The 16,106-nt window shown below is 59.4% G+C and carries 13 protein-coding genes and 1 tRNA gene; 6 read left to right on the top strand and 8 right to left on the bottom strand.

From position 1 onward, the window contains the following. A partial coding sequence (locus HMPREF1255_RS06460; protein WP_024111022.1) for a hypothetical protein occupies positions 1-302 on the bottom strand: 302 nt, incomplete at its 3' end. Between the two features lie 185 nt (positions 303-487). On the opposite strand from HMPREF1255_RS06460, the gene HMPREF1255_RS06455 reads away from it, so the two are divergent. Next, entirely contained in the window at positions 488-1,024 is a 537-nt protein-coding gene (locus HMPREF1255_RS06455) for a GNAT family N-acetyltransferase (RefSeq protein ID WP_016454938.1), read from the top strand. Between the two features lie 351 nt (positions 1,025-1,375). Here the strand turns inward: HMPREF1255_RS06455 and HMPREF1255_RS06450 are convergent. The 4 genes from HMPREF1255_RS06450 to gyrB form a co-directional block, all read right to left on the bottom strand. Next, a tRNA-Ile gene (locus tag HMPREF1255_RS06450) sits at positions 1,376-1,449 on the bottom strand. A 124-nt stretch (positions 1,450-1,573) separates the two neighbouring features. Then, positions 1,574-2,035, bottom strand: a complete 462-nt coding sequence (locus tag HMPREF1255_RS06445) for a DUF3566 domain-containing protein (protein ID WP_016454945.1) — start codon at positions 2,033-2,035, stop codon at positions 1,574-1,576. A 35-nt stretch (positions 2,036-2,070) separates the two neighbouring features. Beyond that, the gene (gene gyrA / locus HMPREF1255_RS06440; RefSeq protein WP_016454946.1) at positions 2,071-4,671 is read right to left on the bottom strand and encodes a DNA gyrase subunit A; all 2,601 of its coding nucleotides are present in this window, start codon (positions 4,669-4,671) and stop codon (positions 2,071-2,073) included. Positions 4,672-4,681: 10 nt separating this feature from the next. Further along, positions 4,682-6,688, bottom strand: a complete 2,007-nt coding sequence (gene gyrB / locus HMPREF1255_RS06435; RefSeq protein WP_051395012.1) for a DNA topoisomerase (ATP-hydrolyzing) subunit B — start codon at positions 6,686-6,688, stop codon at positions 4,682-4,684. Positions 6,689-7,263: 575 nt separating this feature from the next. Between gyrB and HMPREF1255_RS06430 the strand changes: the two genes are divergently transcribed. From HMPREF1255_RS06430 to HMPREF1255_RS06420, 3 genes are all read left to right on the top strand, one after another. Continuing rightward, the gene (locus HMPREF1255_RS06430; RefSeq protein WP_016454948.1) at positions 7,264-8,361 is read left to right on the top strand and encodes an ABC transporter ATP-binding protein; all 1,098 of its coding nucleotides are present in this window, start codon (positions 7,264-7,266) and stop codon (positions 8,359-8,361) included. Positions 8,362-8,478: 117 nt separating this feature from the next. Then, entirely contained in the window at positions 8,479-9,669 is a 1,191-nt protein-coding gene (locus HMPREF1255_RS06425; protein ID WP_024111158.1) for a PLP-dependent aspartate aminotransferase family protein, read from the top strand. Positions 9,670-9,733: 64 nt separating this feature from the next. After that, positions 9,734-11,119 (top strand): DUF4032 domain-containing protein, encoded by a 1,386-nt coding sequence (locus HMPREF1255_RS06420; RefSeq protein ID WP_024111059.1) that lies wholly within the window; start codon positions 9,734-9,736, stop codon positions 11,117-11,119. Here HMPREF1255_RS06420 and HMPREF1255_RS06415 read toward each other — a convergent pair. Continuing rightward, entirely contained in the window at positions 11,116-11,334 is a 219-nt protein-coding gene (locus HMPREF1255_RS06415; protein ID WP_016454951.1) for a DUF2530 domain-containing protein, read from the bottom strand. The two genes, HMPREF1255_RS06420 and HMPREF1255_RS06415, sit on opposite strands and share 4 nt — an antisense overlap. 43 nt (positions 11,335-11,377) lie before the next feature. Between HMPREF1255_RS06415 and HMPREF1255_RS06410 the strand changes: the two genes are divergently transcribed. After that, positions 11,378-12,889: an NCS2 family permease gene (locus tag HMPREF1255_RS06410; protein WP_024111124.1), complete on the top strand. Its 1,512-nt coding sequence runs from the start codon at positions 11,378-11,380 to the stop codon at positions 12,887-12,889. A 226-nt stretch (positions 12,890-13,115) separates the two neighbouring features. On the opposite strand, the gene serC is transcribed toward HMPREF1255_RS06410, so the two are convergent. Together serC and HMPREF1255_RS06400 are read right to left on the bottom strand one after the other, a co-directional pair. Then, positions 13,116-14,216 (bottom strand): phosphoserine transaminase, encoded by a 1,101-nt coding sequence (gene serC / locus HMPREF1255_RS06405; protein WP_024111193.1) that lies wholly within the window; start codon positions 14,214-14,216, stop codon positions 13,116-13,118. Positions 14,217-14,220: 4 nt separating this feature from the next. Further along, complete coding sequence (locus HMPREF1255_RS06400) at positions 14,221-14,502, bottom strand: hypothetical protein (protein WP_016454954.1); 282 nt, start codon at positions 14,500-14,502, stop codon at positions 14,221-14,223. A gap of 138 nt (positions 14,503-14,640) precedes the next feature. On the opposite strand from HMPREF1255_RS06400, the gene HMPREF1255_RS06395 reads away from it, so the two are divergent. After that, positions 14,641-16,068, top strand: a complete 1,428-nt coding sequence (locus HMPREF1255_RS06395; RefSeq protein WP_016454955.1) for an amino acid permease — start codon at positions 14,641-14,643, stop codon at positions 16,066-16,068. The last annotated feature ends 38 nt before the right edge of the window (positions 16,069-16,106 follow it).

Here is a 16,106-nt window from a genome sequence, read left to right as displayed (position 1 = left end):
GCGGGGGGCGCGATGAGAGTCGGAGCGTCTTCTTCGACGAGAGCGCGGGCTGCGGAGCCAGTCTTGGGAGTGTCTACGACGTCCACGATTGCGCGGCGCGCGCAACTCATAGTTGCTGGGGCGTCGACGGCGCGGCGAGCTGCGTAGCTCTCTGGCATCGCGCGGCGGGCGGCTGCGGGAACAGTGACCTGCACGGCGTCGGCCTGTGCGCGACGAGCGCATGCAGCGGCTCGACGTGCAACACCAGCACTTACAACCGTGGGTTCAATTAGCTCGTTAGGCATTGCCCTGCGTGCGCTCATTGTCACCTATTCACTCGCTCAATAAATCTGAGAAAATCTTAAACGATCTTAAGCTTTCTCACAAAACGTCTTAACTTCTTGTTGCAAGCGGGGGGCGGGATTTGCTCTTACAAGTAGACGACCCGCTCACCATAGCACCAAATCCCGCGTTTTAGCACGCTATTGCACGTAGTTAAGCTGTAACTATGTCACTTCTTACTCCGCTCGCTCCCGTCCAGAGAACAGATTGGCAGGAGCTGATCGACTTCTACGATCGCGTCACCGAGGCGACTTTAGGTAAGAAACACAACCCCGGTTGGGCGAAGGGAGAGTGGCCGAAAGAGGATTTTTTGCAAGACCTTATTAATAAGGGGCGCCTTTTCAAGGCCTGCATCGACGATAAAATCGCAGGCACTTTGGCGGCTGATCACAACACCACGCCCGGATACGAGGACGTGCCCTGGCTGGTGGACGCGGCACCCAACGAGGTGACGGTGTTTCACGTCGTCGCCGTGGACCCAGCGCTGCAGCGCTCGGGAATCGCCAAACGGATCGTTCAGATGGGCCTAGACCTGGCCCGCGAAGAGTGCCAGAAGTCTGTCCAGTTGGACGTCTACCCAATCAATCTTTCCGGTCGGCGCCTATACGAGGCTTGCGGATTTCACTACCACGGCCAGCACCCGTTGTACTACGACGGTTTCGACGTCATCCACTCGCACATATACGAGTTCCCGCTGGCCTAGCTGAGCCCAGAGCAGATTAATCTTGCGAGATAAAACTGATTTTCGAAATCTTCGGGAACGAAAAAGCTCGTAGTCGGATTTTTTGGTTCCCGTTGTTCTCAAATAAATTAGGGGGAACGAAAAGGCTCGACTACGAACCTTACGGTTCCCGTTAACTGAAAAAGAATTAACGAGAACCAAAAGGTTCGACGTCGAACCTTTGGGTATTAACCCCACGTTTTGGCCATTAACCCGAGAATTTGAACACCCCACCCCGTTTAAGGTCTGGTCTTTCAGGGAATTAATCGAACGATTTAGACGCGATCCAAGAGGCTCAGAAGCGTTTCCCCTAGTCAAAAGGGCATAAAAAAGTGGGTCTAACTGGACTTGAACCAGTGACCTCCGCCTTATCAGGGCGGCGCTCTAACCGACTGAGCTATAGACCCATTTTCCGTCGCTCTCTCAAGCGACGAAAAAATATACTAGCGCAGCTACCGAAAAGATACAAACTCCGAGATGTTTAACTTGGTTAACCCATATCGATAAGCCAATTCGGCAGCCGATATTTACTTACTCCTCCGAGAGCGTCACCTCGACGCCACCCAGCAGCGAGCAGGACACGTTGTACAAGAAGGCGCCCAGCGTCGCCAGGGCCGTCATCAGCACCACGTTGATGGCGCCAAACACCAGGGCAAGGCCCATTACACGCGGGAAATCGACGTAGTCGGTGATCTGGATTGCGCCCGAGCCGTCCGCATTAGACAGCAGAGCGTTCATCGCTTCCTCGACCTGGCCGAGGGCGCCCGAGATGGCAATCACGGACCACAGCAAGGCCGTCGCCACCAGCAATACGATGAGACCGGCAACCGAAAACAGGAAAGCCGTCTTCATCATCGACCAAGGATCGATCCTGGTCAGCCGCAGCCTAGCGCGACGCACCGGGCGAGGCGCGTTCTTCAACTCGGAGAACTCCCCAACCCCGGACACCTTAAGCGTCTGCGGAGCGGCGGCCTCGTTAGTTTGCTCGCTCATAGTTTCCTCTCAGCTGAATAAGACTTAAGTAAAACCTAGCTGTCTAGGGCCTCGGGATCCGGCTCAGACACATGGTCCTCGCCAGTTTCCGCACCGTCAACAGCATCGGCAGTCTCTTCTGCGTGCTCCTCGTCTTCACTTTCAGGGCTCAATGTAATGGCCACAACCGGATCCTTGCCACCGGTATTGACGAACTTGACGCCCATCGTGTCGCGGCTAGTCACCGAAACATCGGTAACCGCGCTGCGAATGATCTGGCCCGAGTGCTTAATCGAGATGACCTCGTCGCCCTCGGTGACGATCATGCCACCAATCAGGCCTCCGCGCTCGTCGCTAAGACGCATGGTCTTGATGCCAAGACCACCACGGCCCTGCACGCGGTACTCGCTAACCGGGGTGCGCTTCGCGTAGCCCTCGTCGGTGACTGTGAAGACGTAAAGCTCGTCCTCGTCGCTATCGGCGGGAATGACGCCCATGCTAAGCAGCTCGTCGCCCTCGCGGAACCTCATGCCGGTGACGCCGGAAGTGGTGCGGCCCATCGGGCGAACCTCGTCGTCGGAGGCATTGAACCGGATAGCCTGCCCCTTCTTCGAAATCAACAGGACGTCATCCTCGGGGTTGACCAGCCTGGCGCCAATCAACTCGTCTACCTCATCGCGGAAGTTGATGGCGATCAGGCCTGCCTGACGCGGCGAATCATAGGCCGAAAGCTTCGTCTTCTTGATCAGGCCCTTGCGGGTGGCAAGCAGCAGATATTCGGCGTCGTCGTAGCTGCGCAGGCTGAAGCACTGGGTGATGTGCTCGTCGGGCAGGAAGCTGAGGATGCCAGCAACGTGGCTGCCCTTCGAATCCCTGCCAGACTCCGGCAAATGCCAGCCCTTCGTGCGGTAGGCGCGTCCCATGTTGGTCAGGAATACCAGCCAATCGTGGTTGGTGATGGTGAACAGGTGATCGACCTCGTCCTCGGCACGCAGCGACGCGCCACGAACGCCCTTGCCGCCGCGCTTCTGAGTGCGGTACTGGTCGATGCGGGTGCGCTTGATGTAACCGCCGCGAGTGATGGTGACAACCATCTCCTCATCCGGAATGAAGTCCTCATCCTCGAAGCTGCCCATGTCGGCAACGATTTTAGTGCGACGCTCGTCACCGTACTTATCGACGATCTCCGCCAGCTCGGAACCGATGATCTGACGCTGACGATCCTCCGAAGCCAAAATGGCCTTCAAGTCGGCAATCGTCGCCTCGAGCTCTTGCAAGCGGTCAATGATCTTCTGACGCTCCAAAGCGGCCAGACGACGAAGCTGCATGTCCAGAATCGCCTGGGCCTGAACCTCATCAATGTCCAGCAACTTCTGCAGGCCCTTATTGGCCTCGTCGGCGTTCGGCGAGCGGCGAATCAACGCCACAACCTCGTCGATCATGTCGAGCGCCTTAACCAGGCCTCGGTAGATGTGGGCCTGCTTCTCAGCCTCAGCCAGACGGTATGCCGTGCGCCTCTGGATGACCTCCATCTGGTGGGCGATCCAGTAGCTGATGAACTGATCCAGACGCAGCGTGCGCGGGACTTCGTCAACAAGCGCCAGCATGTTGCAGCTGAAGTTATCCTGCAGCTGAGTGTGCTTGTAAAGGTTGTTCATCACGACGCGAGGCTGTGCGTCACGCTTCAGCGTGATGACCAGGCGCTGGCCGGTACGTGCAGACGTGTCGTCGCGGATATCGGCGATGCCCTTCAGCTTGCCGGCGTTGACCAGATCGGCGATCTTCTGCGCCAGGTTATCCGGGTTGCACATGTAAGGCAGCTCGGTTACAACCAAGTCGGTGCGTCCGGTGCTGGACTCCTCAATGTTGATGACCGCGCGCATCTTGACCGAACCGCGACCGGTGCGGTAGGCGTCCTCGATGCCCTTGCGGCCAACGATCTGGGCGCCGGTCGGGAAGTCCGGGCCCTTCACCCGTTCTATGCAGGCCTCGAGTAGTTCCTCCTCGCTAGCGTTCGGGTTGTCCAAGCTCCACTGGACAGCCTCGGCGACCTCGCGCAGGTTGTGCGTCGGAATGTTGGTGGCCATGCCCACCGCGATGCCCTGCGAGCCGTTAACCAGCAGGTTCGGGAACCTCGATGGCAGCACAACTGGCTCTTGATCGCGGTTGTCGTAGTTCGGCTGGAAATCGACGGTGTCCTGGTCGATGTCCCTGACCATCTCCATGGCCAGCGGCGCCATCTTGCACTCGGTGTAACGCATCGCAGCCGCCGGGTCGTTACCAGGAGAACCAAAGTTGCCCTGACCGGAAATCAGCGGGGCGCGCATAACCCAGCTCTGCGCTAGCCGAACCAAAGTGTCGTAAATCGCCGAGTCACCGTGCGGGTGGTACAGGCCCATGACCTCACCGACGACGCGGGAGCACTTGTTCCAACCACGGTCGGGACGATAGCCGCCGTCGTACATCGCATAAATGACACGACGGTGAACCGGCTTCATACCGTCACGGACGTCAGGAAGTGCACGCCCGACGATGACGCTCATGGCGTAGTCAAGGTAAGAGCTTTGAATCTCCGACTGTAAATCAACCTGTTCGACGCGTGCGTGATGGCTGGTGTCGAGGCCCTTGTCGCCCGCACCCTGTGAATTGTTGTTCATCTAAAACCTCTTAAATATCCAGGAAGCGAACGTCTTTAGCATTGCGCTGAATGAACTGCCTGCGCTGTTCGACGTCCTCACCCATCAAGATCGAGAACATCTTGTCGGCGCGAGAAGCGTCTTCGAGAGTCACCTGCAGCAGAATGCGCTTCTCCGGGTTCATCGTGGTTTCCCACAGATCCTCGGCATCCATCTCGCCCAGGCCTTTGTATCGCTGGATCGGGTTGGTGTTGGGCAGACGCTTGCCTGCGGCCAGGCCGGCCTCGCGCAGGGCGTCGCGCTCCGCGTCGGTGTAGGCCAGCTCGTGCGGGGCGTTCGTCCAGCGCAGCCTGAACAGCGGCGGCTGAGCCAGGAAGACGTGGCCAGCGTCGATCAGCGGGCGCACGAAGCGGAACAGCAGGGTCAGCAGCAACACGCGAATGTGCGAGCCGTCGACGTCGGCATCGGCCATCAGCACGATCTTGTGATAACGCAACTTGTTGATGTCGAAGTCGTCATTGACGCCGGTGCCCAGCGCCGTGATGATTGCCTCGACCTCCTTGTTCGCCCAGATGCGGTCGACGCGCGCCTTCTCGACGTTCAGGATTTTGCCTCGCAGCGGAAGGATCGCTTGGGTCCGCGGGTTGCGGCCGCCCTTAGCGGAGCCACCTGCAGAGTCGCCCTCCACGACGAAAATTTCGCACTCTTCGGGGTTCTTCGAGCTGCAGTCCGACAGCTTGCCAGGCAGGCCGCCCGAACCGAGCAAACCCTTGCGGTTACGCGCCAAGTCGCGGGCCTTTCGGGCCGCGATGCGGGCGGACGCGGCGGCCATCGCCTTGCGGACGATTTCTTTACCCTGGGCGGGGTTACGTTCCAGCCAGTCGCCGAACTTGTCGTTGACGACGCGCTGCACGAAACCACGGGCCTCGGTGTTGCCTAGTTTCGTCTTGGTCTGACCCTCGAACTGCGGGCTGCCGATCTTAACGGAAAGGATCGCGGTGAGGCCCTCGCGAAGGTCCTCGTTGCCGACGCGGTCTTCCTTCTTCTTCATCAGGCCCCAGGCCTCGCCCCACTTATTAATGGTCGTGGTCAGCGCGGCGCGAAAGCCCTCTTCGTGGGTACCACCCTCGTGAGTGTTGATGGTGTTTGCGAAGGTATGCATCGAGCAGCTGTAGGAAGCGCTCCACTGCATCGCCAGCTCGAGGCTCATCTCGAGCTCGGACGAGTGCGCCTCGATGTCGATGATGTCGGTGAACACGGTGTTGGCGCCGGTCAGGTATTTGACGTAGTCGACCAGACCGTCTTCGTATTTGAAGGTCTCGGAGGTGGGGTTGCCGTCCTCGTCGACTCGTCCCGGACGCAGATCCACCAGATCGATGCGCAGCCCCTTGTTCAGGAACGCCATCTCGCGGAAGCGGGTGGCCAGCGTCTCGTAGCTGAAGTCGGTGGTTTCGAAAATGTCCGTGCTCGGGTAGAACGTGATGGTCGTGCCAGTGCGGTCCGTCTCTTCAAGGCGCTCGATCTCGTGACGAGGAACGCCCAGATCGAAGGTCTGGCTCCAGTGGTATCCGTCGCGGTAAACCTCGGCGGTCATCGTGGAGCTCAGCGCGTTCACAACCGACGAGCCGACGCCGTGCAGACCACCGGAAACCTTGTAGCCACCGTTGCCGAACTTGCCGCCGGCGTGCAGCACCGTGAGGACGACGGTCAGCGTCGACTTGTGTTCCGTCGGGTGCATCGAAACCGGAATGCCTCGGCCGTTGTCGCTGACGCGGGCACCGCCCTCGGGCAGCAGCTCCACCTTGATGGTGTCGCAGTAGCCGGCGAGCGATTCGTCGACGGAGTTGTCGACGATCTCGTAGACCAAGTGGTGCAGACCGCGAACGCCCGTCGAGCCGATGTACATACCCGGACGCATCCGGACGGCCTCGAGCCCCTCGAGAACTTGAATCTCGCTGGAGTCGTAACTTCCCTCGACGCGCTGGTTATCTTCACCGTCCTCGATCTCGAAGTTCGCCTCTGCAACGTCTTCTTCGATGGCGTCCCTCGAGTAGCTCGCGTACTCGTCGTCTTCGACACCTGGTTTAATTTGCGCCTGATCGTTATCGGCCACCTGTGCGACTCCTATTAGTTCATAAAAAGCCGCTTCGCAGGCGCCGGCGACGTGGTCGCTTTGCGCATTTGCTAGCCAAGCACCCCGACTTACCCCTATAACTCAAGAGGCCTGCCCGGCGTTCTGGCGCGGCTGGGGCTTGCCCCCTAACGTCACGATGCTACCACTAATACGCGTCTTCCCCGAATATTTTGACCCCTGGCGCCCCAACTTTGCCTTTTAAGCCACCTAAAAGCTACGCAGACGCGCTGAAGGCGTGTTTCCGAGGGGAACCATGGGAGAGACCAAAAGCGTCTCAGATCACAATTTGCTTTCTCGGCCACCTCTATCACCGGGAAGACTAAAACCATACCTGAGGCAACTTTCGGCAACTATTGTGGCGCGCGCGTGCGTATATGCCACAATTATTGATGTCGGCAAACTATGTCGACCGGTTATTTCAACCGTTTCCACAACGGATCGTCGGGCACGTACCTGCCCGTGGAAAGGATGTGTGCCACATGGCCACTGTAAGTTTTCGTGATGCAACTCGTATCTACCCCGGCTCGGATCACCCGGCCGTAGACAAGCTCAACCTAGACATTGAAGACGGCGAACTTATGGTTCTCGTCGGCCCGTCGGGTTGCGGCAAGTCCACCTCTCTCCGCATGGTTGCGGGCCTAGAAGAGGTCAATAGCGGATCCATTTGGATCGGCGACCGCGACGTCACCGATGTAGCTCCAAAGGACCGCGATATTGCGATGGTTTTCCAGAACTACGCGCTTTACCCGCACATGACTGTTGCGGACAACATGGGCTTCTCGCTCAAGATCAAGGGCTTCAACAAGGAAGAGCGCCTCGAGCGCGTTCGCAAGGCAGCCGACCTGCTCGGCCTGAGCGAGCTCCTTGAGCGCAAGCCCAAGAACCTGTCCGGCGGTCAGCGTCAGCGTGTTGCGATGGGACGCGCAATCGTCCAGAATCCGAAGGTCTTCCTCATGGACGAGCCGCTAAGTAACCTGGACGCCAAGCTGCGCGTCCAGACCCGCGGCCAGATCTCGGAGCTGCAGAAGCGCATGGGCGTCACCACCCTGTACGTCACGCACGACCAGGTGGAGGCAATGACCATGGGCAGCCGCGTCGCCGTCATGAACGCCGGCGTGCTGCAGCAGGTTGACACTCCGCTGGCCCTATACGACAAGCCCGCAAACATTTTCGTCGCAGGATTCATCGGCTCCCCGGCTATGAACCTGATCGAGGCGAAGATCGTCGACGGTGGCGTCGAGATCACCGGCCACACCATTCCGGTTCCCCGCGAGGTTCTGGATAAGGCGTCTGGCAAGACCGTAACCATCGGTATCCGTCCGGAAGCATTCGAGATCTCTAGCGACGGCAGCGGCATCGCCCTTGACATCAACACTGTCGAGGAAACCGGCGCAGACACTTACCTGTACGGTGCACTCGAAGGTGAGGGCGAGAAGGCCCTGACTGACGAGTCCAAGCAGATCGTTGCTCGTGTGAACACTCGTGTCACCTCGGGCGCGAACTCCACCGTCCGCGTTAGCGTCGACCCGGCGAAGATCCACGTCTTCGACAACGAGACCACCAACCGCATCTCGTAAGAAACGAAAACCGATTAGGCCCGGCCCAATATTTTGGGTCGGGCCTTTTATTTGTATGGCGATTGGGTAAGTAGACTGATAAAGAATTTTGAAACTCCCCTAACCAGGTAGGCGATAATGAGCGATGAGTCGACGAACCTAGACAAAATAAACGACAGCAGACTGGCGGGTCTGCGGTTTGGAATCGGTGGCGACACCAACTCCGGATCGGTTATGCCACCGATCTATTCGTCGGTGAACTACCTTTTCGATAAGCCCGAGATCCACCCCGAATACGACTATTCGCGCACCAATAACCCCACCCGCGACGTCCTAAACAAGGCATTGGCTCAGCTTGAGGGCGGCACGACGAGCACCCAGGTGGGAAGCGGATTGGGCGCATACACGCTGCTCATCCTCGCGCTGGCGAAGGCCGGCGATCTGATCGTCGCACCCAAAGACTGCTACGGCGGCACCTGGCGCCTGCTCGACCACCTGGCCAACCGAGGCGACCTGCGAAACGAATTCATCGACACCGCTAACATCGACGAGGTTCGCGAGGCCTGCCAGAAGAACCCGCGGATGGTCTTCGTCGAAACCCCGTCCAACCCGCTTCTCGGCATCACCGATATCGAAGAGGTGACGAAGATCGCCCACGAGGCTGGGGCGCTGGTTGTCGTCGACAACACCTTCTGTTCGCCGCTGCTTCAGCACCCGATCGAGCTCGGCGCGGACATCGTCGTGCACTCCACTACAAAGTTCATCAACGGCCACTCCGACGCCGTCGGCGGTGCCGTTATCGCGGCCGACGAAGAAATTGGCGCCCAGCTTAAGCATTGGGCGAACGTGGCCGGCCTCACCGCGGGCCCGTTCGACTCCTGGCTAACGCTTCGCGGCCTGCGCACGCTATCCACCAGGCTGCGCGCGAACCAAGAAAACGCGAAGGCGCTCGTCGAGCTTCTGGTCTCGCACCCCGCCGTCGAAAATGTCTACTACCCCGGCCTCGAATCGCATCCTGGCCACGATATCGCGAAAAAGCAGATGGAGGGCCCCGGTTCGCTGCTCAGCTTCGACCTGGCCGGAGGGCTGCCGGCTGCGGAACGTCTCGTTGACGGCCTAAAGGTGTTCAACCTGGCGCAGTCGCTGGGTGGAATCGAATCGCTGATCTCGATTTCGGCGCTGATGACGCACAACGGCATGACTCCCGAAGCCCGTGCCGCCGCCGGCCTGAAGGACGGCCTGCTGCGCATTTCTGCCGGCATCGAACCGACGCAAGACCTGCTGGCCGATCTTCGCGCAGGCCTAGATCGCGCCAGTGAAATCGACTGACAGAATTCGGCGCAGTTTTCGCCTAATGTAGATCTAGCTAATACCGACTTTGGAAAGTATTAAGATGCCTCGTTTTCTATCAGCAAAACCCGATTCGCGTCTGCTGCCGCTGCCCTGGCACCTGCCGCTAGTGGAATGGCCGACCGAGCATCTAGTTGCGCTGCCCCGAGGCATTTCCCGACACACAGTGCGATTCATCAGGGTCGGCGACGACGTCTACGCGGCTAAAGAGGTCATTGAACACCTGGCAATCCACGAATACCGGCTGCTGCACGACCTGAGCCGCCTGGGCAAGCCAGCGGTTCAGCCGATCGGCGTCGTAACAGGACGAAAGGATGCCAATGGCGACCCGCTCGACCCGATTTTGCTGACCAAACATCTGGAATTCGCGCTGCCCTATCGCTCGCTGTTCATCCCCGGCACAAGGCGCGAGACCGTTCTTCGTTTGCTGGACGCGATGGTCGTGCTGATCGCCAAACTGCACCTATCCGGCTTCATGTGGGGCGACATCTCGCTGTCAAACGTCTTGTTCCGGCGTGACGCGGGCGAATTCGCAGCTTACCTCGTCGACGCCGAAACCGGCGAACTACACGACGAACTCAGCGAGGGCCAGCGTCTGCACGACATCGAGATCGGACGCATCAATGTATTCGGCGATTTCAACGACCTGGCCGCCGGCGGGCAACTGGACAGCTCCTGGGACCCGCTAGAGCTGGTCGATATCGTCAACGAACGCTACACCGAGCTGTGGAACGAGCTGACCGGTGTCGAAGAATTCAGCGGAAGCGAGCTAGACCGCATAGAAAACCGCGTCCGACGCCTCAACGCGCTGGGCTTCGACGTCGCCGAACTGGACATCGACACCTCCTCAGACGGCCAAAAAATCAGGATCCAGCCGAAGGTCGTGGACGAAGGCCACCACTCCCGTCGCTTGCTGCGCCTGACAGGCCTGGATGCCCAGGAAAACCAGGCACGACGCCTGCTCAACGACCTAGACACCTACCGCGCCTACCACTCGCGAGATAATAAAGACACCGACGAATCCGTCATCGCGCACGAGTGGCTGACCAAATGCTTCGAGCCTGTGATCAAGAGCGTCCCCGAAAAATACAGTCTCAAGCGCGATCCCGCGCAGCTGTACCACGAGGTACTCGACTACCGCTGGTATAAATCGCAGAACGAAAGCCGCAATGTGCCGCTTAAAGAGGCCGTTGAGGGCTACATCAACGACGTCTTGGTAAACCTGCCGGACGAGAAGATGACCGACACGATACCTCCCGAGAGTGCCGAACCCATCAACCCTTACGACCCGTCGCTGGGCTACAAGGACGGCGAAGACGATCTGCCACCCGTCGAAGACCCGTGGGAGAAGGGCCTAGAGGACGTCGACCTGAACGAACTCAACTTCTTCGACATCGACAAGCTGCGCGCGCAGGCCGAAGGCAACTAGCGCCTGCGCCACAGGCAATAACCGAGGCCGACGGCACCCACCGCCAGCCCAGCCAGCGCGGAGTGCACCTGCCAGGCGGGTGCACTGGTCAGCAACAAAACAGCCAGCAAAACCAGGCATGCAACCAGCCCGACGACAAAACAATTAACCCCGTCGGCATCGACCGGTTCAACCTGAGCCTGCTGAAGACGCGGATGCTTTTCGTCAATTGCCATGTCTTAATTCTATGTGAACTCACAGAATGCATAGGATTAGCGCGTGACTGCATCCACAAACACACAAGCCGTCTCCGGCTTCGACAAGTACTTCGAGATCACCAAACGTGGCTCGGACACGAAGAGCGAAGTCCGTGGTGGCTTAGTTACCTTCTTCTCAATGGCCTACATTCTGGCCCTCAACCCGCTAATCCTGGGCACCGCAGCCGATAAAGACGGCCTGCTGATCTCCGGCGAACCTAAATTCACCGATGCAGCCCAGACCATCGTCGACACCGCTGCCGTTGGCCACTCCATCGGCATGGTGGCCGTCGTAACCGCGCTGCTCGCAGGCGTACTGACCGTCCTGATGGGTGTCATCGGACGCTACCCGATGGGCATGGCCGCCGGCCTCGGCCTAAACGCCATGGCCGCATACGTCATCGCCCCCACCATGACCTGGCCGCAGACCATGGGCTTAATCGCCTGGGAAGGCATCATCATTACGCTGCTGATGCTCACCGGTTTCCGCGAGGCGGTTTTCCGCGCCGTCCCGAAATCGCTTCGCACAGCCATCAGTGTCGGCATTGGCCTGTTTATCACGGTCGTCGCATTCAGCAACGCCGGCGTTATCCGCAAGGGCGCCGCCCTGACGACGCTCGGCGTCGACGGCACGCTCATGGGCTGGCCGATCGTCATCTTCTTCGTCACCTTGCTGCTGCTCATCTTCTTGTACCAGCGCAGGGTGAAGGCCGCCATGCTCATCTCGATCGCGGTCGGCACCGTGCTGGCCATCATCGTCGAATACGCAGCTAGCGTCGGCCCACGCACAGACGATGAGCCCACCGGCTGGTCGCTTAACATGCCCGCACCGCCCAGCCTCGACTCGTTCACCACACCCGACTTCGGGCTGCTTGGCCGCGTCGACCTGATCGGCGGTTTCGCTCGCGACGGCCAATTCACCTCGGTCTCCATCCTGACCGGCGTGATGCTAGTGTTTAGCCTGCTACTCGCCGACTTCTTCGACACCGTCGGCACCGTCGTCGCCGTTGGTAGCGAAGGCGGCCTGCTGGACGAAAACGGCGAGCCCCCGCACCTGCGCGAGATCCTGCTCGTCGACTCCGTATCCGCACTGTTCGGCGGCCTCGGCTCAGCATCGTCCAACACGAGCTTCGTCGAATCGACCGCAGGCGTCAGCGCCGGAGCTCGCACCGGTTTCGCATCGGTCATCACCGGCGGCGCATTCCTGCTTTGCATCTTCCTGACGCCAGTCATCAACATGGTTCCGTCCGAGGCAGTCGCCCCGGTCCTGGTTCTGGTGGGCTTCATGATGCTTTCGCAAATCAGCGAAATCGACTTCACCGACATCGAGATGGCGCTGCCCGCGTTCTTCACGATCGTCATGATGCCCTTCGCCTACTCCATCACCGACGGCATCGGCATGGGCTTCATCGCATTCGTGCTGATGAAGACCTTCGCAGGCAAGGCAAGGCAGCTACACCCGCTGATGTGGGTCGTCTCCGCCCTGTTCTTGATCTACTTCCTGCAGGGCTTGATCGCCACAGCGATCGGTTAACTCAAAAACTGTTGGGGTGTCGGGTTTCCGGCACCCCACTTTTGCGTTTACGAGAACCAAAAGGTTCGTACCCGAGCTTTTCTGCACCCGCTAAAAATTCTCTAGTTAGCGGGAACCAAAACATTCGACTACGAACTTTTTCGTTCCCGCTAATACGTCAGAAATTAAAAGGAACCAAAAGGTTCGACTACGAGCCTTTTGGTTCCCGTTATTCGTCAAGCTGGAGTTACATCCGCTCCAACACCCAGTCGAGGCAGTTGATTAGAGCTTCGACATCGGACGGGTCCACCGCGGCAAACGTGCCGACTCGGATCTGGTTGCGGCCAAGCGAACGGTAAGAGTTGATGTCTACGATGCCGTTGTCGCGCATGATGGCCAGCAGATCATCGGCCTTGATGCGCTCGTCCAAATCTAGGGTGACGGTCACCTGTGAACGGATCAACGGGTCGGAAACAAACGGTGTGACCAGCTCGTGCTTCTCCGCCCAGTCGTAGAGCAGCTGGCTGGACTTGGCAGTGCGGTCTGTGGCGAACTTCAACCCGCCATTCTCCAGCATCCACTCCAGCTGCCCCTCAATTAGCAGAAGGTTAGCGATGGACGGGGTGTTCAGCGTCTGGTGCTTTTCGGAATTGTTGATGGCCTTGACCATGTCTAGGCTGGCCGGCACCCATTCGCGGGTCTCCTGCACCTTCCGGGCGCGCTCGATGGCCGCCGGCGAGCAGATCGCGAACCACAGGCCGCCGTCGCCGCCCAGGTTCTTCTGCGGGCTGAAATAGTAGACGTCGGTCTGAGAAACGTCGACGGGGATGCCACCGGCAGCGCTGGTCGCGTCGGTCAGGTAAAGGACGTCCTCGAAACCGCCGATTCGCTGAACCGGAGCGGCGACACCAGTGGAGGTCTCGTTCTGGGCCCAGGCGACGACGTCAACATCGTCACGCTTAGGCAGCGCGAGCTCACCGTTCTCTGCCTTGTTGATGGATGGCTCTTCGAGGAAGGGGGCGCCAGCGGCCTCCTTCGCGAACTTGGCGCCGAACTCGCCGAAGACGCCGTGCGCGGAGCGCTGAATGATCAGGGAAAAGACCGCAACGTCCCAGAACGTCGTGGCACCACCGTTGCCCAAAACGACCTGATAGCCGTTCGGTGCGTCAAATAACTCGGTGAACATTTCCTGCACGTGGGCGACGAGATCCCGAACCGGCTTCGCGCGGTGAGACGTGCCCATGATGTCGTTGCGGGTGCCGAGCTTGGCGAGCACATCCGGGTGTATGCGTGCCGGGCCGGAGCCGAAGCGTCCGTCGACAGGTAAAAGTTCCTTGGGGATCTGCATGTCTTTACCTTTCGGTTGCCTGGGTCGGGTTGAAGGTGAGCCAGTCCGACGAAGTCTCGAACATTGCCGCCTGGGTGGGCTTCTCTTCCACGAGCTGCACGGGCTCATCGTAGTCGCGCTCAACCCGTTTGCTGGGTTCCACCTTTTTCGGTGCCGCGTCGAACGCCTGCATCACGAACTGTTCCAGAGCCGTGTTACCCGATTTGTGTTTGCGAACCTCTGCCATGCTTTCACCTGCTTTTAAGACTTTTGTCCTATTCAACCAGTTCGCGACAAGAATTGACATCTTCCGGCTCCTCAGGTTTCTGGTTTGACCGCGGTCGGAAGATCAGTTTTGAGTGGGATTTTGGTCACCAATTGGGACAGCCTTGGCGGCAGCGTCGTCGGGCGGCAAAATATGCTAGGTCAGGATTTTGGAGGGCACATGAGTAAAAAAGAACACACCACGCTCGAGCGTCGGTTGACCAGCGGCCAAGTGGCCATGATTGGCCTTTCGGGCGCGCTCGGCACCGGTCTTTTCTTGGGGTCCGGCTCGGTTATCGCGCTGGGCGGCCCGGCCACCGTCATCAGCTACGTTCTGGCTGGCCTCTGCGCACTGTCGATCGTCTGGGCGCTAGCGGAGATGGTGACGGTTCACCCCGTCCCGGGTGGCGTTGGACGAGTTGCTGGCAGCTATCTTGGGCCCTTCGGCGGTTATCTCACGCACTGGAATTTCGCGATTGAAATGCTGATCGCAGTCGGGGCCGAGGTGACGGCGTCGGCGACGTACCTGCACTTCTGGTTCCCCAACCTGCACCTGGGCATCGGCACAATCCTCTGTTCGCTTTTCGTGATTGGCCTGAACATGGCCACCGTGCGCCTCTACGGCACGAGCGAATACTGGTTCTCGATGATTAAGGTTACCGCGATCGTCGTGTTCATCCTTCTCGGTCTTTATCTAATCTTCTTCGGTTCCTCCGCCGATCACGCCACCGGATTCGGCAACCTGACTGCAGACGGGGGCTTCTTCGCCACCGGTTTCGGCGGTGTGCTCGCGGCCGCCTGCATGGCCGTGTTCTCCTTCGGCGGTATAGAGAATGTTTCGATCGGTGCGGCCGAGTCCGAGCATCCCGAGCGTGACGTGCCCCGCGCGGCCCACACCATGATTTGGCGTCTGCTGATCTTCTACGTGCTTGCAATCCTGGTTGTGCTCGCGCTGCAGCCGTGGACGGAAACCGCGCAGGGTGGCGGCACCGTCAATGAATCGCCGTTCGTGCGAGTCCTGGAGATGACGGGTGTGCCCGCCGCCGCGCACATCATGAACGCGATTCTTTTGGTGGCCGCGCTTTCGGCTGCGAACGGCTGCCTGTATGCGTCGAGCCGCATGATTCACTCACTCGGCGAGCAGCGCATGGCTCCCCGCTTCACCGCGCGAACCTCCACCCATGGCGCTCCCCGCGGAGCCGTCCTTATCGCGGCTGCGGGCATGGCGATCGCCTCCATCCTGGCACTGACAAGCCCCGACAAGGCGTTCATGTACCTGTATGGCTGTGCGACCGTTGGCATTCTTGTGACGTGGGTCATGGTGATGATTACGCACCTGAAGTTCCGCAGGGACCGCAAGCAGGCGGGCCTCGGCATTCCGAAGGCGCATCTGCTTGGCGCGCCCGTCGTGAACTACCTGATCATCGCAGTCTCCATCGCAATTTTCATCGCACTGCGCTGGCTGCTGCCACCGGTTTGGACGGCCGGCATCCCGTACATCATCCTGCTGTGCCTTTCGTACCTGCTTGTCAGGAACCGGCATTCGGGCATACCGCGCGGAGACCTGCTGGGGCAGTCCGTTCAGCAAGAGAAGAGCCAAAAGGCATAGTCGAAAACCCATATAGATGAAAGGTAGCGTCCCCTGAA

Origin of the sequence: Propionimicrobium sp. BV2F7, assembly GCF_000510445.1 — a bacterium.
Taxonomy (GTDB): domain Bacteria; phylum Actinomycetota; class Actinomycetes; order Propionibacteriales; family Propionibacteriaceae; genus Propionimicrobium; species Propionimicrobium lymphophilum.
Note: the sequence above shows the minus strand (reverse complement) of the source record. Positions and strands in the feature narration are given on the sequence as shown.